At 37.1% G+C, this 19485-nt stretch carries 20 protein-coding genes; all 20 read left to right on the top strand.

Translation table 11 applies throughout. The features are described from left to right. Window positions 1-19 precede the first annotated feature (19 nt). The 20 genes from metK (at window position 20) to rseP (ending at window position 19474) form a co-directional block, all read left to right on the top strand. The gene (gene metK / locus ACDF53_RS07860) at window positions 20-1210 is read left to right on the top strand and encodes a methionine adenosyltransferase (RefSeq protein WP_105085557.1); all 1191 of its coding nucleotides are present in this window, start codon (window positions 20-22) and stop codon (window positions 1208-1210) included. 62 nt (window positions 1211-1272) lie between these two features. Then, on the top strand, window positions 1273-3456 hold the full coding sequence (gene priA, locus ACDF53_RS07865; protein WP_370815928.1) for a primosomal protein N': 2184 nt from the start codon (window positions 1273-1275) through the stop codon (window positions 3454-3456). Window positions 3457-3469: 13 nt separating this feature from the next. Then, entirely contained in the window at window positions 3470-3958 is a 489-nt protein-coding gene (gene def, locus ACDF53_RS07870; protein ID WP_005386746.1) for a peptide deformylase, read from the top strand. Continuing rightward, complete coding sequence (gene fmt, locus ACDF53_RS07875; RefSeq protein ID WP_119206415.1) at window positions 3951-4961, top strand: methionyl-tRNA formyltransferase; 1011 nt, start codon at window positions 3951-3953, stop codon at window positions 4959-4961. The genes def and fmt overlap by 8 nt, the downstream gene beginning before the upstream one ends. Next, window positions 4945-5727 carry a DUF116 domain-containing protein gene (locus ACDF53_RS07880; RefSeq protein WP_119206414.1) on the top strand — a complete coding sequence of 261 codons (783 nt, stop codon included), beginning with the start codon at window positions 4945-4947 and terminating at the stop codon, window positions 5725-5727. The genes fmt and ACDF53_RS07880 overlap by 17 nt, the downstream gene beginning before the upstream one ends. After that, window positions 5720-7075, top strand: coding sequence for a 16S rRNA (cytosine(967)-C(5))-methyltransferase RsmB (gene rsmB / locus ACDF53_RS07885; protein WP_105089141.1), 1356 nt, complete (start codon window positions 5720-5722; stop codon window positions 7073-7075). Before ACDF53_RS07880 ends, rsmB begins: the two co-directional genes overlap by 8 nt. 18 nt (window positions 7076-7093) lie before the next feature. Continuing rightward, entirely contained in the window at window positions 7094-8140 is a 1047-nt protein-coding gene (gene rlmN, locus ACDF53_RS07890; protein ID WP_105089142.1) for a 23S rRNA (adenine(2503)-C(2))-methyltransferase RlmN, read from the top strand. Then, window positions 8133-8834 carry a Stp1/IreP family PP2C-type Ser/Thr phosphatase gene (locus tag ACDF53_RS07895; protein ID WP_105089143.1) on the top strand — a complete coding sequence of 234 codons (702 nt, stop codon included), beginning with the start codon at window positions 8133-8135 and terminating at the stop codon, window positions 8832-8834. The genes rlmN and ACDF53_RS07895 overlap by 8 nt, the downstream gene beginning before the upstream one ends. Window positions 8835-8861: 27 nt before the next feature. Beyond that, window positions 8862-10787 (top strand): Stk1 family PASTA domain-containing Ser/Thr kinase, encoded by a 1926-nt coding sequence (pknB, locus tag ACDF53_RS07900; RefSeq protein ID WP_370816201.1) that lies wholly within the window; start codon window positions 8862-8864, stop codon window positions 10785-10787. An 8-nt stretch (window positions 10788-10795) separates the two neighbouring features. Then, window positions 10796-11659, top strand: a complete 864-nt coding sequence (gene rsgA, locus ACDF53_RS07905; protein ID WP_295232145.1) for a ribosome small subunit-dependent GTPase A — start codon at window positions 10796-10798, stop codon at window positions 11657-11659. 1 nt (window position 11660) lies between these two features. Further along, the gene (gene rpe, locus ACDF53_RS07910) at window positions 11661-12311 is read left to right on the top strand and encodes a ribulose-phosphate 3-epimerase (protein WP_295232148.1); all 651 of its coding nucleotides are present in this window, start codon (window positions 11661-11663) and stop codon (window positions 12309-12311) included. A 286-nt stretch (window positions 12312-12597) separates the two neighbouring features. Beyond that, window positions 12598-13311 (top strand): 30S ribosomal protein S2, encoded by a 714-nt coding sequence (rpsB, locus tag ACDF53_RS07915; protein WP_005386735.1) that lies wholly within the window; start codon window positions 12598-12600, stop codon window positions 13309-13311. Window positions 13312-13426: 115 nt separating this feature from the next. After that, window positions 13427-14107 (top strand): translation elongation factor Ts, encoded by a 681-nt coding sequence (tsf, locus tag ACDF53_RS07920; protein WP_105089146.1) that lies wholly within the window; start codon window positions 13427-13429, stop codon window positions 14105-14107. A gap of 62 nt (window positions 14108-14169) precedes the next feature. Continuing rightward, window positions 14170-14895: a UMP kinase gene (gene pyrH / locus ACDF53_RS07925; protein ID WP_024066541.1), complete on the top strand. Its 726-nt coding sequence runs from the start codon at window positions 14170-14172 to the stop codon at window positions 14893-14895. 5 nt (window positions 14896-14900) lie between these two features. After that, window positions 14901-15461, top strand: coding sequence for a ribosome recycling factor (gene frr / locus ACDF53_RS07930; protein WP_370815933.1), 561 nt, complete (start codon window positions 14901-14903; stop codon window positions 15459-15461). Further along, window positions 15461-15712 (top strand): hypothetical protein, encoded by a 252-nt coding sequence (locus ACDF53_RS07935; RefSeq protein ID WP_105085568.1) that lies wholly within the window; start codon window positions 15461-15463, stop codon window positions 15710-15712. Before frr ends, ACDF53_RS07935 begins: the two co-directional genes overlap by 1 nt. After that, the gene (locus ACDF53_RS07940) at window positions 15693-16457 is read left to right on the top strand and encodes an isoprenyl transferase (RefSeq protein WP_156719086.1); all 765 of its coding nucleotides are present in this window, start codon (window positions 15693-15695) and stop codon (window positions 16455-16457) included. The genes ACDF53_RS07935 and ACDF53_RS07940 overlap by 20 nt, the downstream gene beginning before the upstream one ends. 3 nt (window positions 16458-16460) lie before the next feature. Beyond that, window positions 16461-17285, top strand: a complete 825-nt coding sequence (locus tag ACDF53_RS07945; RefSeq protein WP_370815936.1) for a phosphatidate cytidylyltransferase — start codon at window positions 16461-16463, stop codon at window positions 17283-17285. An 18-nt stretch (window positions 17286-17303) separates the two neighbouring features. After that, window positions 17304-18449 carry a 1-deoxy-D-xylulose-5-phosphate reductoisomerase gene (locus ACDF53_RS07950; RefSeq protein WP_370815937.1) on the top strand — a complete coding sequence of 382 codons (1146 nt, stop codon included), beginning with the start codon at window positions 17304-17306 and terminating at the stop codon, window positions 18447-18449. Between the two features lie 8 nt (window positions 18450-18457). After that, window positions 18458-19474, top strand: a complete 1017-nt coding sequence (gene rseP / locus ACDF53_RS07955; protein WP_060924640.1) for an RIP metalloprotease RseP — start codon at window positions 18458-18460, stop codon at window positions 19472-19474. The last annotated feature ends 11 nt before the right edge of the window (window positions 19475-19485 follow it).

Here is a 19485-nt window from a genome sequence, read left to right on the forward strand (position 1 = left end):
TTCGTATTAGGAGGATAAAATGGCTGAAAAACATATGTTTTTTACTTCTGAATCTGTTACTGAAGGCCATCCAGATAAAATAGCTGACCAAATTTCTGACGCTGTTTTGGATGCGATTATTGAAAAGGATCCAACTGCTCGTGTAGCTTGTGAAACTTTAGTTACTACTGGTCTAGTTCATGTAGTAGGTGAAATTTCTACTAATACATATGTAGATATTCCTCGCATCGTACGTGATACAGTTCGTGAAATTGGTTATACACGTGCAAAATTTGGCTTTGACTGCGACACTTGCGGTGTACTTGTTTCTATTGATGAACAATCTGCTGATATCGCTATGGGCGTAGATGAAGCTCTTGAATCTAAAGATGGTAATGGTGAAGCACTAGATAAAATCGGTGCTGGTGACCAAGGTATGATGTTCGGTTATGCATCTAATGAAACACCTGAACTTATGCCAATGCCTATTTCTTTGGCTCATCGTTTATCCCGTCGTCTTACAGAAGTTCGTAAAGACGGCACTTTGACATACCTTCGCCCAGATGGTAAAACTCAAGTTACTGTTGAATATGTTGATGGTAAACCAAAACGTATTGATACAATTGTTATTTCTACGCAACATAGTCCTGAAGTAACTCAAGAACAAATTAAAGCAGATTTGAAACGCTTTGTTATCGACGCAGCGTTACCTGCTGAATTTGTTGATGAAAATACAAAATACTTCATCAACCCAACTGGCCGTTTCGTAATCGGTGGCCCTCATGGGGATGCTGGTTTGACTGGCCGTAAAATTATCGTAGATACTTATGGTGGTATGGCTCGTCATGGCGGCGGTGCTTTCTCTGGTAAAGATCCATCTAAGGTAGACCGCTCTGCAGCATATGCTGCTCGTTATGTAGCTAAAAACGTTGTTGCAGCAGGTCTTGCTGATAAATGTGAAGTACAAGTTGCTTACGCAATCGGCGTTGCTCATCCTGTATCTATCTTAGTTGATACTTTTGGTACAGGTCATGTTGAGGAAACTAAAATTCAAGAACTCGTTAAGAAACATTTCGACCTTCGTCCAGCAGGTATTATTGAAATGCTTGATTTGTTAAAACCTCATTATCGCAAAACTGCTGCATATGGTCACTTCGGTAGAACTGATGTAGATTTACCTTGGGAACGTACTGACAAAGCAGCAATTTTAAAAGCTGAAGCTGGCTTATAATACAAAAGGTCTTAGTAGAATTTCTACTGAGACCTTTTATAATAAATGAAAGGAAATAGTGTATGCGTGTCGCAAAAGTTATTATTAATAGACCTGCTAAACAACTTCATAAACCATTAAGCTACTTAATGCCTGAAAAGTTTGGGAATGTCTTACCTGGCACACGTGTACTCATTCCATTAGGCAATAGTCGTGAAGAGGGTATTCTAATTGGTTATGAAGAATTATTAGAACCCCCTGAATTTAAATTACGAAATATTGTTCAAGTATTAGACAATGAACCGTGGTTTACTCCTGAAATGATGGATACTGCACGTCGTTTAAATGAATATTATTTATTCTCTTATGGCGATGCATTACGTTTGTTTACAGTTAATAAAACTCTTAAATCCTATGAAGCACCTAAGGAAGAATGGCTTGTTGTTACGCCTGCTTTTTCTATAGAACAATTTAGTGAGCGAAAAAAGAAGCAACGAGAGTTAGCCAAATATTTACTTGAAGTAGGTGGTGCATCAAAAGCTTTATTATTGGCCAAAGGATTTTCACGTATGGTCATTAAACAAGTGAGTGAAGCTCAAGGGATTACCATTGAATCTAGATTTAAAGCTACAAAGACTACCTTTGATGAACTGTTTACAGAAGAAGTAAATATACCATTAACTGATGCACAACAAGCGGTATATGAGCCTATTCAAAAGGCGATGAATTCACATCAACATAAAACCTTTTTATTGCATGGTGTAACAGGTAGTGGGAAAACGCAACTGTATTTAAAAGCCACAGCAAAATGTATAAGTCAAGATAAGACGGCTATTATACTAGTTCCAGAAATTATTCTGACAGATCAAATTGTACGGCGCTTTGTAGAAACCTTTGGTGATGAAGTTGTAGTATTTCATAGTAAATTGACGGTCCAACAACGCAATAATAACTGGGAGCGTTTACGTCGTAAGGATAGTCATATTATTATTGGTGCTCGATCAGCAGTTTTTGCTCCAGCAGAGGATATTGGTCTTATCGTAGTCGATGAAGAACATGATACATCTTATAAGCAAGAGGATATGGTTCGTTACCATGCCCGCAACGTTGCCTTATGGCGTGGAGAAGCACATGGTTGTCCAGTTATATTAGGCTCTGCTACACCAGCTGTTACTTCTTATTATAAAGCCAAGCAAGGGGAGTATCAGTTGCTAGAGTTGCCACATCGAATTTTTGAACAACCAATGCCAAAGGTAACGATTGTTGATATGAAGGAAGAAATTCTTCATGGTAACTATTCTGTTTTTTCTGATGCTATGAGTAGCTTGATTCAAAAAACATTGAATGAACATAATCAAATGATTATTCTTTTGAATAGACGTGGTTACAATACCTTTGTTATGTGTAGAGATTGTGGGGAAACCATAATGTGTCCACATTGTGATGTGGCCATGGTGTATCACCAGGCTGGTGAGGAATTACGTTGTCATTATTGTGAACATCATGAACCAATTCCTACAGTATGCCCAAAATGTCATAGCAAACGTATTAAGTTCTTTGGCTCAGGTACACAAAAGGTTGAAGAAGAATTACGACGGCACTTTAAATCTGCACGTATTGCTCGACTTGATCAAGATGTGACAAAGAATAAGCAATTAGCAGAAGATATTTTACATGATTTTGGGGCCCATAAATATGATATTTTATTGGGAACTCAAATGGTATCAAAAGGGCATGACTTTAAAGATGTAACAGCTGTTGGTATTTTAACGGCTGATTCCGTTTTAAATATTCCTGTATATACTGCATCTGAACGAACTTTTGATCTGCTTACCCAGACTTCTGGTAGGGCTGGCAGAGGTGATAAAACGGGCAGTGTTGTTATACAAACATATAATCCTTTAAATTATGCTATAATAAAGAGTAAGGCTCATGATTATGTAGGCTTTTACAATGAAGAAATTCAAAATCGTAAAGCCTTAGGATATCCTCCATTTAGAGAGATGATACATATGGTAGTGCGTCATCAGAACATGGACACCTTGGAGACCATTGCTAATCGCATTGTAAGCGATTTAGAGGCTCATAAAGATAATAGCGATATTCTCATCAATGGTCCTTATGAAGCAAGTATTAAAAAGGTACGGGATATGTATCGTTTAGCGATTATGATTCGCGGTACCGATTTATCAAATTTAAAAGAATATATATATAATTCGTGGATCTTCACACAAGAAGGACTTTTGATTGATGTAGATCCAGTTTAGTATAGGAGTATAAATGGCAGTATTAGACGTTGTGAAAGCAGGTCATCCCGTTTTAAAACAAATTGCGGAACCTGTAGAACATGTTAATAAAAAACTTAGAGCCCTTATCGATGATATGGCTGAGACAATGTATGAAACCGAAGGCGTTGGACTTGCTGCACCTCAAGTAGCTGTATCTAAACGAATTATCGTCGTAGATGATCATGCTGGTAGTGGTCTCATTGCTTTAATTAATCCTGAGATTACTCATGCTGAAGGCTCCCAAGTGGGCCCAGAAGGATGTTTGAGTGTACCTGGTTATTTTGGTGATGTTGAAAGATTCGATAAAATCACAGTTAAAGGTATTGACCCTCATAATAAAAAGGTAACAATTAAAGCTGAAGGGTTCTTGGCGCGTATTTTTCAACATGAAATTGACCATTTAGAAGGGCATTTGTTTATTGAAAAAGCAACTAATTTACGATTGATTACGGATCATCCAGAGGAGAAAGAAATTGTCTAATCAAAAACAATTGCGCGTCGTATTTATGGGGACGCCAGACTTTTCGGTTCCTACTTTAGAAGCATTAATTAAGGCTGGACACTCTATAGTTGGTGTATACTGTCAGCCTGATAAACAAAAAGGTCGCGGTAAACAAGTTCAAATGCCACCTGTAAAAGTGGCAGCTCTGGAACATAATTTACCTGTTTTCCAACCTGTTACCTTACGGGATGAGCAAGTGCAAGCTGAATTAGAAGCATTAAAACCAGATGTAGTAGTGGTTATTGCATACGGTAAAATCTTACCGCCATGGCTTATTCGCTTACCTCAATATGGATGTATTAACGTTCATGCATCTATCTTACCTAAGTATAGAGGGGCTGCGCCGATTCACTATGCTATTTTAAATGGGGATACTAAAACAGGTGTTACCATTATGCATATGGATGATGGTCTTGATACTGGTGATATCATCGATATCGTAGAGACCGATATTTTACCTGGTGAAACAACGGGTCAATTATTTGAACGTATGGCCGTACTTGGTGGCGAAACGATTGTACCTGTATTAACTCGTTGGGTTAACGGAGAGATTGTAGCTACTCCACAAGATGACTCAATAGCTACACATACGACCAAAATTACAAAAGAAATGGGACACATTGATTGGTCTAAGCCTGCTAATGAAATTGCAAACCTCATTAGAGGACTTAACCCAGCTCCTGGATGTTATACATATCTCGATGGAAAACGTTTAAAAGTATGGTCTGGAGAAGTGGTTCCCAGTGATACGACTCACTGTTTGATAGATGTTCATGGTAAACATGTACCAATTGCTATTTCAGCCACAACTGTTCCTGGTACAATCGTATCTAAAACAGCCGGGTTAGGTGTATTTTGTGGTGATGGAAATATACTTCTATTAACAGAAGTACAACCGGAAAATAAAAAGCGTATTTCTGCTACCGATTTTATTAATGGACATCAAATAAAGGAAGGTATCGTTTTTGGAGACTCAATGTAAGCAGTACGAAACGTATCCGTTATACCTGATATTATCATCAATTACATGTGCTTTAATTACTGCCATAATCGGCTTTCTAATGTATGTGTTAGAACCGGGGCTTACACAATTACATCCTATTGCACCCATAATTATTACAGTTGTTTTTTCTGTATGTATTGGTGTTATATGGTTATTGTGTTTATCCTTGATTATTGCTAGTTTCGGTATAATACGGTTACATCCTATTGTTTTAAGACTAGCCAATCAGTTTATATATGGATTATTTCCATTATCCTTATTGATTGGTAAAGTGAGAGGGGTTACTAAGGATCAATTGCGTCAATCTATGATTGATTTGATTAATCATCTCGTGATGCTAGATATGTATACGGTTGATCCAAAACGCATATTGTTATTAACACCGCATTGTTTACAGGAAAGCTCTTGTGTTCATAAGGTTACACATGATGTATATAATTGTAAGCAGTGTGGTAGATGCCAGGTTGGAAGTTTATTACAAGTTGCCAAAGATTATGGTTGTCAATTTATAGTTGTTACAGGTGGTACATTAGCGCGAATGAAGGTAAAAGAAGCAAGGCCTAAGGCTATTGTAGCCATTGCTTGTGAACGTGATTTAGCAAGTGGTATGGCCGATGTATTTCCTATACCTGTCATTGGTGTTTTAAATGAAAGACCTAATGGACCATGTTGCAATACTACAGTGGATCCTGAACGAGTTCGTGCAGCAGTTGAACAATTAATTGGTAGGAAAAACGATGACTGAAGTAAAAAGTTATGAACAACAAAATATTCGATTGCTCGCAGTGAAAGCTTTGAGTGATATTAATCGTAATGGTGCTTATGCGAATATCAAGTTACAGGAGTATTTACAGAAATATCATCTATCCGATTTAGACAGACGATTTTTTACTGAGTTGGTATATGGTGTTATTCGTAGAAAAAATTATCTTGATGCCATTATTATTCACTTTGCAAAACGACCTCTCAAGAAATTATCTTCAATGGTTGTAGAAATTCTTAGACTAGGTATTTACCAAATTATCTATATGGATAAGGTACCTGAAAGTGCAGCTGTCAATGAATCTGTTAAATTGGCTAAAAAGTTAACTAGAGGTTTATCTGGTTTTGTAAATGCAGTGTTACGTTCCGTTTTGCGTGAAAGTGATAGTATTTCTATTGGTGAACTTGCTAAATCTGAGGCTGAAGAAATTTCTTTCATTTATAATCAACCATTATGGCTGGTTAATTTATGGATGAATGAAATGGGTAAGGATAAGACTATAGATCTTTGCGCTTGGTTTAATGAACAACCTAGATTGACGGCACGTATCAATACGATAAAAATATCTATTGAGGATTGCCTAAAAGAATTACAAGATTTAGGTTGGACCGTTGAGCAGGATACATATATTCCAGAAGTAGTTTATATTAATGCGCATCAAGGCCATTTAGAAAAAGCAAAACCTGTTATCGATGGGCACATTACCTTTATGGATAAAGCATCTATGTTAGTGGCCCATGTAGTAAATCCGCAGCCAGGAGAGCGCATATTAGATTGTTGTGCTGCGCCAGGTGGTAAGTCTATGCATATGGCAAGCCTCATGAATAATACAGGCGCTATTATGAGTTGTGATATATACGATCATAAATTAGACCTTATGAATCACAATGCTCAGCGATTGGGCGTATCTATTGTTTCTACTAAGCTCCAAGATGGTCGTTATTTACCTGATAATTGGAAGGAACAATTCGATCGTGTCTTAGTTGATGCACCATGTTCTGGACTTGGCATTTTACAAAAAAAATTAGATATGCGTTGGAGAAAAACAGAATCCTTACTTACTGAATTGCCTCCATTACAGCTTGAAATATTAGAAAAAGCCGCTGAAATGGTCAAAGTTAACGGATATTTAGTATATTCTACATGTACGATCAATAGCGGTGAAAATGAGGATGTATTGGAAAAATTCTTAGCAACTCATAAGAACTTTGTTATTGACCCTGTATCCTATGAAGGATTACCACCATCTACCGATGGTATGATTACAACATATCCACCGCGAGATCATATGGATGGATTCTTCATGGCTCGTATGAAGCGCATATCATAATAATAGAAATGGAGTACCATGATAGAATTATTGGGTAAGTCTTTAGAAGAATTACAATCTATCTTTAAGACCCATAATATACAAAAGTTTCGAGCGAAACAGTTAATCGACTATATCTATCATAGATATGTGTTTGATTTTCAAGACATGACACAATTTCCAAAAGAATTGCGTCAATGGTTAAGTGATAACTGTATTATTTCTTTACCTACATTAATTACAGAGTCTGTTTCTCCAGATGGGAAGACTCGTAAAATACTCGTTGAAATGACAGATCAAAGCCGAGTAGAAGCCGTTTTGATGGAACAACATTATGGATATTCTGTATGTGTTTCTTCTCAAGTGGGCTGTGCTATGGGATGTGTATTCTGTGCTTCAACACAAGGCGGTTTATACCGTGATTTGACAGTGGCTGAAATCATAGGTCAAGTTGTTATCTTCGGGGCTCTTACTAAAGAGCAAATTCATTCTGTTGTCGTTATGGGCGCAGGTGAGCCGTTACAAAACTATGATAATGTGTTACAAGCTTTACAACTGTTACACGATCCTGTAATTTGTAATATTAGTTATCGTAAGATGACGATTTCTACCTGTGGATGGGTTCCTAACATCTATAAGCTAGCTGATGAAGGATTGCCTATAACATTAGCACTCTCATTACATGCTACAAATAATGAAGTGCGTCGTAGTATTATGCCTGTTGGGGCTCGTTATGAATTGACGGAAGTCTTAGATGCGGTAAAATATTATTATGATACGACTCAACGTCGTATTACCTTTGAGTATATCCTTATAGATTCTGTAAACGCATCTATGGAGGAGGCTCATGCTTTGGGAGAAATCTGTAAGAATTTCCCTAATTGCCATGTAAATTTAATTCCTGTTAATGGCAATGAACATATTGAATTATATAAACCATCTATTACGAATATGAATACATTTAAAGACATCGTTGCTTCCTATGGTGTATCTGTAACGGTACGTAAAGAGATGGGCGATGCGATCCAAGCCGCATGTGGGCAATTAAAAGCAGCTCACGGTCGGAAAAAGGAGAATCATGAATAATTTTGTTGGTTTAAGTAAAATTGGACTTGTGCGTCAGCGCAATGAAGATCGATTTTTTATAGACGGTCCTATTTGTGCTGTCACTGATGGCATGGGTGGCTATAGTGGTGGTGAAATTGCTAGTACCTATGCTGTTGATGAAATAAAAGAATATTTGGCCTCCCTTCAAACGGTTGGTCAACAAGACTTATGTGATGCTATTATTCATGCAAATGAACGTATAGCCAATCGCGTAGCTCATGAAGAACGTCTTGCTGGTATGGGTACTACTGCTGTTGTTACAGCTATTAATGGTAACCAATTATACTGGGCAAGTGTTGGCGATAGTCGTTTGTATGTATATAGAGATGGTCTTTTACGACAAATTACTACAGATCATTCTATGGTACAAGAATTATTAGCTGCTGGAGAGATTACAAAGGATGAAATGCTAAATCATCCTCAAAGAAACTTATTAACCCGTGCAGTCGGTGTTGATGATACTTTAGAGGTAGATAGTGGTGTAGAATCCATTCTTCCAGGTGATCGTATTTTACTTTGCACTGATGGACTATGCGGTTATGTATCAGATGATGTAATAGCTAGTGCTTTACAATCTACTGATGATGATATGAAAGTTATAGAATCATTAATGGAAACCGTATATGATGTCGGCGCAGGAGATAATGTGACCATTGTGGTGGGAACAATCTAATCTAGAAATGGAGAAATAATGAGTACTATGAATATAAAAGGTATACTTCTAGATAACCGCTACCGAATAGTTGATAAAATTGGCGTTGGTGGAATGGCTGACGTATACCTTGGAGAAGATACCTTACTAGGTAGACAAGTAGCAATTAAAGTATTGCATGCTAACTTTGCCAATGATGATGAGTTTGTTACGCGTTTTAAACGAGAAGCACAAGCTGCAGGCAAACTAAATCATCCTAATATTGTAAACATGTATGATGTAGGGTTTGATCAAGACTTACACTATATCATTATGGAATATGTAGATGGTGAAACATTAAAAGAATACATTACTCGTCATGGCAGACTATCCATAGATGAGGCTGTTAAATTCACAATTGCTATTGCTGAGGGTTTAGAGCACGCGCATACAATGGGAATAGTACATTGTGATATTAAACCACATAATGTTATTATCACTCGTACTGGTCGTGTAAAAGTTACTGACTTTGGCATCGCTCGAGCTATGAATGCTACCAATACCGTGATGTATACGAACTCTATTTTAGGGTCAGCCCATTATTTATCACCAGAACAAGCTAGTGGTAAACCTGTAGATGGAAATACTGATATTTACTCTTTAGGGGTAGTTTTATATGAAATGCTTACTGGAAGGGTTCCTTTTGAAGGGGAAACACCAATCGCAGTAGCATTAAAACATGTGCGTGAAAAAGTAGCTCCTCCAACCCGATATAATCCGTCTATTCCACCGCTTTTAGAAGCAGTAGTAATGAAGGCTCTATCTAAAAATCCTGCGGATCGTTTTGATTCTATTTCTGATATGATTAGCGATTTACGATTGTCCCAAGGATTTACAATGGGAAAAACACAACGTCATGAACCATATGACTTTGCTACACAAATGATTCCAGCTGTCGATCCTGAAGCTATGGAGGATTTCAGCACCATTGAAGAAGAGCAAAAAGATGAGGGTAAAAAGAAGAGTATGTTAAGCAAAATAGCATCGATTCCACAAAAATATATTGTTCTAGGTGCTGCTGTTATTTTCTTAGTAGCATTCTTAGGTGCCTTCTTGAGTTATGGTAACTTCTGGAGCAATACAACAGTAGATGTACCTAATGTTGTAGGTAAGCAAGTATCTGTAGCTAAAAATATTTTAGAAGATAAACATTTGCGCGTATCTACAAGTGAAGTTACAAACCCTGATGTACCAGCAGGTCAAGTTATTTCTCAGACTCCAGGGGCTGGGGAAAAGGTTAAAGAACAGCGAACAATACACCTTGTCGTTTCTAAAGGTGTTGGTGATATTACAGTACCAGACTTATCCGGTTTAACTGTAGAACAAGCACGACAACGTCTCAAAGATGTAGGTTTAGTTGTTGGTAAAGTAACTCAACAATCTGTTGATAATAAACCTGATGGCGTTATTATTGCTCAAAGTCCATCTGGTGATTCTAAAGTTTCTAAAGGCACTACAATTGATCTCGTTGTAAATAAAGCAAAAGCTAAAAAGATTCAAATGCCAAATGTTATTGGTATGACCTTAAAAGATGCGCGCGATAAATTGAGCAATGCTCATCTTGGCGTTAATCAAGTCGCTGGTTCTGTAGAGGAGAAATCTATTGTAACAGAACAAAGCATAAAAGCTGGCGATGAAATTGATGAAGGTACTGCAGTAAATCTAACTACTGAATATAAAGATGGCAAAAAGAAAGATGATAAAAAATCTGACAGTAGTAGTAATAAAACTACTGGTACGGTAGATATTACAGTACCGGCAGGCTCTAAAAACCAAGAGTTAAAAATTGTCGTAAAGGATGATGAAGGTTCTGCTGTTATTTATGATGATACAAATAAACCTGGTGATCGTATCGTTAAAAAAGTGTCTGGTGTAGGTAATGTACGTATTGAGGTTTATCTCAATGGTGCATTAGTACAAGAAACAGCATTATAAGGGGAATTATGATTACAGGCATTGTTGTCAAAAATATGAATGGTTACTTTTACGTACAAGACGATAACAGTACTGTTCATGAATGTAAAGTTCGAGGCAGATTAAAGAAAGGTCGCTACAGTTTACTTGTTGGTGACCGTGTTACGATTTCAGAGGATGGATTCGTTGAGTCCATCCATGATCGTCATAATGCTATGGTAAGACCTGCGGTAGCCAATATAGACCAAGTTGTATTGGTTGTAGCTGCCCATGAGCCGGATATTAATGAGTTATTGCTCAATAAAATGTTGGTTATGATTGAGCATGCAGATATTCCTATTGTATTATGTATCAACAAATGTGATTTGATGGATTCAGATACGGAAGAGATGGTAAAACTTTATCAATCTATCGGCTATGAAGTATTGATGACATCAACATATAATATGACTGGTATTGATGACTTACGTCATGTCTTAGAACACAAGGTAACTGCTTTTGCAGGTCCTTCCGGGGTTGGTAAAAGTAGTTTATTAAATGCAGTGGACCCTAAGTTTGCATTCCAAACGGGAGAGGTTAGTGACAAAATTAAGCGTGGTAAACATACTACTCGTCATGCTTCCTTATATAGTTTGGATTCAAATTCCTTTATCATGGATACACCAGGCTTTAGCGCCATTGAGTTCAATGATGTTTCATTAGAACGGTTACCTACGTTATTCCCTGAATTTAGTGATTATGTTGATACATGTAAATTTAATCCTTGTTATCATGAACATGAACCTATTTGTGGCATAAAAGATGCTTTAGAGGCTGGCCATATTCATCAAGGACGATATGATGCATATATGTCTATACGTAATGACATAGAAAGTCAACGAAAGAGGTTTTAAAATGATTAAAATTGCACCATCTATGCTCTCTGCAAATTTTGCAACATTAAGTGAAGAAATAAAATCTATTGAATTAGCCGGAGCAGACTTATTGCATATTGATATTATGGATGGTCATTTTGTACCAAACCTAACCTTTGGTGCACCTATAGTAAAAGCAATCCGTCCTTATACACAACTACCATTTGATGTTCATTTAATGGTTACTAATCCTGGTGATTACGTAGAAGAGTTTGCAAAGATTGGTGTAGAGTATTTTACATTCCATCAAGAAACAGTGCCTCATATGCATCGATTGATTCAACATATCAAACAATGTGGTATGAAAGCAGGGGTATCACTTAATCCAGGTACACCAGTATCTTTATTGGAGGATGTAGCAGGTGATCTTGATATGATTTTAATTATGTCCGTAAATCCTGGCTTTGGTGGTCAATCCTTTATTCCAAACGCTATTAAAAAAGTTAAACAAGCTAAAATGCTATTAGAAGAAGTGGACAACACAACTGCAGTTATTGAAGTAGATGGCGGTATTAATGATATTACTTGTGTACCTATTAAACGAGCAGGTGCTACAATTTTAGTTGCTGGTTCCGCTGTGTTTGGCGCTGATGATCGAGCAAATATGATTGAGGCCATTCGAAATAACTAGTTATTATAATAATTGTTATTTTGAGTTTACTATCTTAATAATATGAGTAGTATCTAAACAGTATTATGTTTTGAAATAATAGCTACTAGAAAAATAATTTTATAATCAAATAGAAGGAGTGAGGTTTTCTTAAATAAATCCTCACTCCTTGCTTGCTTTTAGAATAATTTTTTGGTAAAATTACTGGGTATGAAAAATATGCACGTCGGTGGACTTCGGTACTGTGCCTAATTTTGGGTGACCCGAAGGATGAAGCGGCGGAGGTTAATTAACAGGAGGTGCCACAATGGCAGTAGTATCAATGAAACAATTATTAGAGGCTGGTGTACACTTTGGTCATCAGACTAGAAGATGGAACCCTAAAATGGCGAAATTCATCTTCACTGAACGCAATGGTATTTATATCATTGACTTGTCCAAAACAGTTAAAAAAGTAGAAGAAGCTTACAATTTCTTGCGTGAAGTTGCTTCCCAAGGCGAAGTAATCTTGTTCGTAGGTACTAAAAAACAAGCTCAAGAAGCTATTAAAGAAGAAGCTATCCGTGCTAACATGTTCTTCGTTAATGAACGTTGGTTGGGCGGTATGTTGACTAACTTCAAAACAATTGAAACTCGTATTAAACGTTTAAAACAATTGGAAGCTATGGCAGAAGATGGTACTTTCGAAGTATTGCCTAAAAAAGAAGTTATCGGTCTTCGTCATGAAATGGAAAAATTGGAAAAATATCTTGGCGGTATCAAAGATATGCCTAAAATGCCAGGTGCTCTTTTCGTAGTTGATCCTAAAAAAGAAAAAATCGCTATTGCAGAAGCTAAAAAATTGGGTATTCCAGTTGTTGCAACAGTTGACACTAACTGCGATCCTGATGAAGTAGAATTCCCAATCCCAGCAAATGATGACGCTATTCGCGCTGTAAAATTGTTGGCTGGTAAAATGGCAGACGCTGTTCTTGAAGGTCGTCAAGGCGAATCTTTAGACGGTGCTGAAGCTGCAGAATAATTCTGTTAAGCTACTTAATCATTTCTGATTAGCATTTGAAAGATAAATCTATAACATATATAATTAGGGTAAGGACTATATCCTTACCTTAATTAGTACTAGGAGGAACAAAATAATGGCAATTACTGCTGCTTTGGTAAAAGAATTGCGCGACATGACTGGCGCAGGTATGATGGACGCTAAAAAAGCATTGGTTGAAACTGACGGTAATATCGAAAAAGCGGTTGACCTTCTTCGTGAAAAAGGTTTGGCTGCTGCAGCTAAAAAAGCTGGTCGTATCGCAGCTGAAGGTGTAGTACAATCTTACATCCACGCTGGTGGCCGTATCGGTGTATTGGTAGAAGTTAACTGCGAAACTGACTTCGTTGCTAAAACTGATGATTTCCAAAACTTGGCACGCGATATCGCTATGCAAATCGCAGCTGTTAATCCTACATACTTGAACCGTGAAGAAGTTCCTGCTGAAGTAATCGAACACGAAAAACAAGTATTGTTGGAACAAGCTAAAGTAGAAGCTGAAGAAGACGTTAAAGCTGGCCGTAAACCAAAACCTGAAGCTGTTTTGGAAAAAATGGTTGCTGGTCGTATTGAAAAATTCTATAAAGAAAACTGCCTATTAGAACAAGTATTCATTAAAGATGGCGACAAAACTGTTACAGACATCATTAATGAAAATATTGCAAAAATCGGTGAAAACATCAACGTACGTCGTTTTGTTCGCTACGGTTTGGGCGAAGGCATTGAAAAACGCCAAGATGACTTCGTAGCTGAAGTAATGGCATCTGTTGGTAAATAATTAAGAAATAATAAGAGAACACCGTACAGTGTTCTCTTATTTTGCAATAGAGGAGTAAACACATGGCAAAGAGAAACTTTAGACGTATTGTTTTGAAGTTGAGTGGTGAAGCATTAGCGGGTGAACAAGGTTTTGGTATTAACCCTGATGTTGTTGAAGAATTTGCAAAAGAAATTGCTGCTTTAGCAAAATCCACTGATTTAGAAATCGCAATTGTTGTTGGTGGCGGTAACTTGTGGAGAGGGTTAGCTGGTAGTAACCAAGGTATGGATCGTGCTACAGCTGACTATATGGGTATGCTAGCAACAGTAATGAACTCCTTAGCATTGCAAGATGCATTAGAACAAGCAGGCGTAGACACTCGTGTTCAAACTGCTATCGAAATGCAAGAAATTGCAGAACCTTATATTCGTCGTCGTGCAATTCGTCACTTAGAGAAAAAACGTATCGTTATCTTCGGTGCAGGTCTTGGTAAACCATACTTCTCTACAGACACAACAGCTGCATTGCGCGCTGCTGAAATTGAAGCAGATGCAATTTTGATGGCGAAGAAGTTTGCTGACGGTGTATATGATTCTGATCCTAAAACGAATCCTAATGCCGTTAAATTTGATGAATTAACATATAATGATATCATCACAAAAGAATTAAAGGTTATGGATGCAACATCCACAACTTTATGTAAAGATAATAATATCCCTATTATTGTATTTAGCATGGACATTCCTGGTAACATTACAAAAGCCGCTAAAGGTGAAGAGATTGGTACCATAGTTCGAGGAGAATAATTCAAATGGAAATTAAAGAATTGTTGCAACAAGCAGAAGAACGCATGAATAAGTCTATTGAGGCTTTAAAACATGAATTTGCATCTATTCGTACAGGCCGTGCTAGTGTAGCATTGCTTGACAAAGTAATGGTTGACTATTATGGTAGCCCATCTCCAATTAACCAAGTTGCAAATATCTCCGTGCCTGAGCCGCGTATGATTGTTATTGCACCTTGGGATAAAACTATGATTGGTGCTATTGAAAAAGCAATCTTACAATCTGATCTTGGTTTAAATCCAGGTAATGATGGTGCTCAAATCCGATTGACTATTCCTCAATTGACTGAGGAACGTCGTAAAGAAATCGTTAAAGTTGTTCATAAAAAAGCTGAAGATGCTAAAGTTGCAGTACGAAATATTCGTCGTGATGTAAATGATGCATTGAAAAAAGAAGAAAAAGCTAAAACAATTACTGAAGATGATGCTAAAGACGGTTTAGATCAAATCCAAAAACTTACAGATTCTAAAATTAAGCAGATTGATGAGTTAAAAGTAGTAAAAGAAAAGGACGTATTAGAAGTATAATGTTAGATTCTAATAGCCTTATTGGAATGCCATGGCAGCTTGCAAAGTCTCGTTTGCAGGCTGCCCATATTCCTTTTAAGGTAATGATTGGGGGATCCTTTAATCGCTTTTTTGATATTGCCGATAAAGGACTTTATGTAGCACGTATTACCAAGGTTGATGAGTGTTTACATATACTAGTGTATAGACCAATGATTGCCAGCGACTTCGGAAATTCTATCGAGGTAGACTATGCTAAAGAAATTATTTAACCGTAAACCATCTGATACGCCTGATATTGATAGTAATGCGATTCCAAAACATGTTGCTATTATTATGGATGGCAATGGTCGTTGGGCTAAACGAAGAGGGATGCCACGATCTATGGGGCACCGTGCAGGAGCCGACGTATTAAAGCAGATTGTTATTGCTGCAGATGAGATTGGAATTAGAGCTCTTACGGTATATGGTTTCTCCACAGAGAACTGGAAGCGTCCTGAACAGGAAGTTTCTTTACTTATGGCTCTCATAAAAGAATACTTAAACAATAATGTTAAGTATATGCATGAACATAATGTACGCATTCGCTTTATTGGATATATTGGTGCTCTTTCAGAGGAGCTTCAAAAGATTATTCGCGATGCAGAATTATTAACTCAGAATAATACAGGCCTTACTTTACAGTTAGCTCTTAACTATGGTGGGCGTGATGAAATAGTTAGGACTATCCGCAACATCACCAATTCTGTTGTAGATGGATCTATTACTACAGACGATATTACAGAAGACTATGTTAGTTCTCAACTTTTCACTAAAGAGTTTAGTGACGTAGACTTATTAATTCGTCCAAGTAGTGATTTTAGAATTAGTAACTTTTTATTGTGGCAGCTAGCTTATGCTGAATTCTGGTTTACTGATTTACATTGGCCTGATTTCACTAAAGAAACATTATTAGAGGCTGTTGCAGCATATCAAAAACGAGAACGCCGATTTGGTGGCTTACGTGATGAGGAATAAAAAATGTTAAAAACACGTGTTATAACCGCTGTTATAGGTTTTATTATTGCCTTAGGGGCCATTACATTAGGCGAATCTGTGTATGATATTCTTATTACATTATTAGCTCTATTGGGATGGCGTGAGTTTGTTTTACTAGGTAAAGCTAAACATGTGCGAATGTCCATTTTATGGGGTTATATTAGTATTTTATTATTGATGATTGCCTTTGCATGTCATCAGTATATTTTAGCAATTGCTATATTAGTATTGAGTTTATCAGCCAATTATATGTTATGTACATTTGGTGAAAATAAATACTCTTTAGCTAGTGTTTCTTTTAGTATATTTGGTTTATTATATGTTGGTATTGGCATGATTTCTTTGCTTATGATTCGTCATGACTCTATTTACATGTCTTTATCAATGCCATTTGAATTATATAATTGGGGAACAATTACTCTTTGGTTATTATTATTTACCACATGGGCTAGTGATACTTTTGCGTACTTTGCAGGTCGTGCCTTTGGTAAACATAAAATTGTTCCATCCATTAGTCCTAATAAAACATTAGAAGGTTTTATTGGTGGCTTTATTGGCTGTATCATTACAGGTGCAGTATTTTCGTATATCGTGGGTATTCCATGGTGGATGGGTATTCATGTTGGTATGATTAGCGGTATACTTGCACCATTAGGTGATTTATTTGAATCAAAGATTAAACGATTATGTAATGTGAAAGATTCTGGTACCTTATTACCAGGTCATGGCGGTGTATTGGATCGATTTGATAGCTTATTATTTACGGCACCTATTACATTGATTTATATATTACTATTCTCGTTCTAATCTAATAGAGGTAAGCTTATGAAATACCTAAGTATTATTGGCAGTACTGGCTCAATCGGTACACAGACACTAGATGTGGTGTCTCAACATCCAGATCAATTCAAGGTGGTTGCCTTAGTGGCACATCATAATATTGACCTCTTAGAAAAACAAATTAAAGAATATCAGCCATTAGTAGCCGGTCTAGTTGATGAAAGCGCTTTTAAAGAACTACAAGGACGCTATACCGGTCCTACAAAACTTGTGGGCGGTAAGGAAGCACTCATAGCTGCTGCTACGATTCAAGAAGCAACTATGGTTGTAACTGCTATTGTTGGTGCTGCAGGTATTGAACCTACTGTAGAGGCTATAAAGAAAGGTAAGACTATAGGTCTAGCTAATAAGGAAACATTGGTTGCTGGTGGACCATTGATTACATCTTTGGCTAAGGAGTATGGCGTACAAATTCTACCTATTGATAGTGAACATAGCGCAATATTCCAGTGTTTAGAAGGGCAAAATCGCGAGAATGTTGATTCCTTAATTGTTACCGCTTCTGGTGGTCCTTTACGCACTTGGGACTCTGATAAAATTCAAACTGCCACAGCTGCTGATTGCCTACGTCATCCAACTTGGAATATGGGCAACAAGATTACGATTGACTCTGCATCTCTATTTAATAAAGGGTTAGAAGTAATTGAAGCTCATTGGCTATTTGGTTTTGATTTTGATCATATTGACGTAGTGGTACATCCACAAAGCATTGTTCATTCAATGATACGAATGAAAGATGGGGCCATCTTAGCACAAATGGGGAATCCCGATATGAGGGAGCCTATTCAGTATGCTTTGACATATCCTAAACGTGAAACTTTACATATGAATCACCTAGATCTTTCAAAGGCTTTACAATTAGAATTCTTGCCACCTCGATATGATGATTTCCCGGCTCTTCGTCTTGCTTATGAAGTGGGCCGATCAGGCGGTTTTAAACCAGCTGTGTTTAATGCTGCAAATGAAACTGCAGTTTATGCATTTTTAGATGATAAAATCGCCTTTGGTGATATTTATAAAGTCGTCACATCAGTCCTTGAATCTATGGGACCTGAAGATGACTTTACATTAGACAATTTATTGGCCATTGATAGATGGGCTCGAGAAAAGGCCACATCATTGATGGTATAGGAGTATATATGACAACGGCATTAGCCACAATATTTGTATTTGGTTTAATCGTGTTTATTCATGAATTAGGCCATTTTATTACAGCAAAAATGTCAGGTATGCAAGTAGATGAATTTGCCATTGGTTTTGGACCTGCCATATTCAAGGTTCAAAGAGGGGAAACTTTATACTCGATTCGTATCATTCCTCTTGGTGGATTTAATCGTATTGCAGGTATGACACCTGACGAGCCTCTTAATGAGCGTTCATTTTATACTAAACCTGCATGGAAGAAATTTATTGTTATTTCTGCAGGGGCTGTATTTAACTTTTTATTGGCCATAGTTTTATTCTTTGGTCTCAATGCAACAGTAGGTAATCTCACGTATACAAATGATCCTGTTATTGGTAATATCATCCCAGGTAGCGCTGCTGAACAGGCACATTTACAATCTAACGATAGAATTCTTACCATCGATGGTAAAAAAATCTCTACATGGGATGAAATCCGTCCTAGCCTACAAGGTACTGCCAATCATGGTGTTACTGTTGTAGTAGATAGAGAAGGGGAAACTGTAGAAACTACAGTGATTCCAAAAATGGAACAGGATAGTCCTAAAATTGGTATTTATCCTAGTTATACTCGAGAAACTTATAGTATTGGAGAATCTTTTAGTTTAGCCGTTACTCGCACAGGTCAAACAATTGTTGCTATGTTAAGTGGCTTATATGATATGATTCGAGGCACACAGGCAGCAGAGCTATCTGGCCCTGTAGGGATTTCACAAATGGCTGGTACTATTGCACAATCTGGCTTTGCGCCACTATTAAGTTTTGCAGCGTTTTTAAGTATTAACTTAGGGGTTATTAATCTTTTGCCATTACCTGTATTAGATGGTGGTCATTTAATTATTATTTTGGCTGAAGCCATCACAGGTCGTAAGTTACCTGCTAAGGCACTTATGTATATTCAAATGGTTGGTGTTGCTTTGATGGTAGCATTATTCTTATATGTAACAACTCAGGATATATTCCGATTACTATAAGATAGATGGGA

Origin of the sequence: Veillonella sp. (assembly GCF_041333735.1) — a bacterium.
Taxonomy (GTDB): Bacteria; Bacillota; Negativicutes; order Veillonellales; family Veillonellaceae; genus Veillonella.

Excerpts from the sequence above, each read along its gene's own strand:
- metK (WP_105085557.1), top strand. The coding sequence starts at position 20 with ATGGCTGAAAAACATATGTTTTTTACTTCTGAATCTGTTACTGAAGGC.
- priA (WP_370815928.1), top strand. The coding sequence starts at position 1,273 with ATGCGTGTCGCAAAAGTTATTATTAATAGACCTGCTAAACAACTTCAT.
- def (WP_005386746.1), top strand. The coding sequence starts at position 3,470 with ATGGCAGTATTAGACGTTGTGAAAGCAGGTCATCCCGTTTTAAAACAA.
- rsmB (WP_105089141.1), top strand. The coding sequence starts at position 5,720 with ATGACTGAAGTAAAAAGTTATGAACAACAAAATATTCGATTGCTCGCA.
- rlmN (WP_105089142.1), top strand. The coding sequence starts at position 7,094 with ATGATAGAATTATTGGGTAAGTCTTTAGAAGAATTACAATCTATCTTT.
- ACDF53_RS07895 (WP_105089143.1), top strand. The coding sequence starts at position 8,133 with ATGAATAATTTTGTTGGTTTAAGTAAAATTGGACTTGTGCGTCAGCGC.
- pknB (WP_370816201.1), top strand. The coding sequence starts at position 8,862 with ATGAATATAAAAGGTATACTTCTAGATAACCGCTACCGAATAGTTGAT.
- rsgA (WP_295232145.1), top strand. The coding sequence starts at position 10,796 with ATGATTACAGGCATTGTTGTCAAAAATATGAATGGTTACTTTTACGTA.
- rpe (WP_295232148.1), top strand. The coding sequence starts at position 11,661 with ATGATTAAAATTGCACCATCTATGCTCTCTGCAAATTTTGCAACATTA.
- rpsB (WP_005386735.1), top strand. The coding sequence starts at position 12,598 with ATGGCAGTAGTATCAATGAAACAATTATTAGAGGCTGGTGTACACTTT.
- tsf (WP_105089146.1), top strand. The coding sequence starts at position 13,427 with ATGGCAATTACTGCTGCTTTGGTAAAAGAATTGCGCGACATGACTGGC.
- pyrH (WP_024066541.1), top strand. The coding sequence starts at position 14,170 with ATGGCAAAGAGAAACTTTAGACGTATTGTTTTGAAGTTGAGTGGTGAA.
- frr (WP_370815933.1), top strand. The coding sequence starts at position 14,901 with ATGGAAATTAAAGAATTGTTGCAACAAGCAGAAGAACGCATGAATAAG.
- ACDF53_RS07935 (WP_105085568.1), top strand. The coding sequence starts at position 15,461 with ATGTTAGATTCTAATAGCCTTATTGGAATGCCATGGCAGCTTGCAAAG.
- ACDF53_RS07940 (WP_156719086.1), top strand. The coding sequence starts at position 15,693 with ATGCTAAAGAAATTATTTAACCGTAAACCATCTGATACGCCTGATATT.
- ACDF53_RS07945 (WP_370815936.1), top strand. The coding sequence starts at position 16,461 with ATGTTAAAAACACGTGTTATAACCGCTGTTATAGGTTTTATTATTGCC.
- ACDF53_RS07950 (WP_370815937.1), top strand. The coding sequence starts at position 17,304 with ATGAAATACCTAAGTATTATTGGCAGTACTGGCTCAATCGGTACACAG.
- rseP (WP_060924640.1), top strand. The coding sequence starts at position 18,458 with ATGACAACGGCATTAGCCACAATATTTGTATTTGGTTTAATCGTGTTT.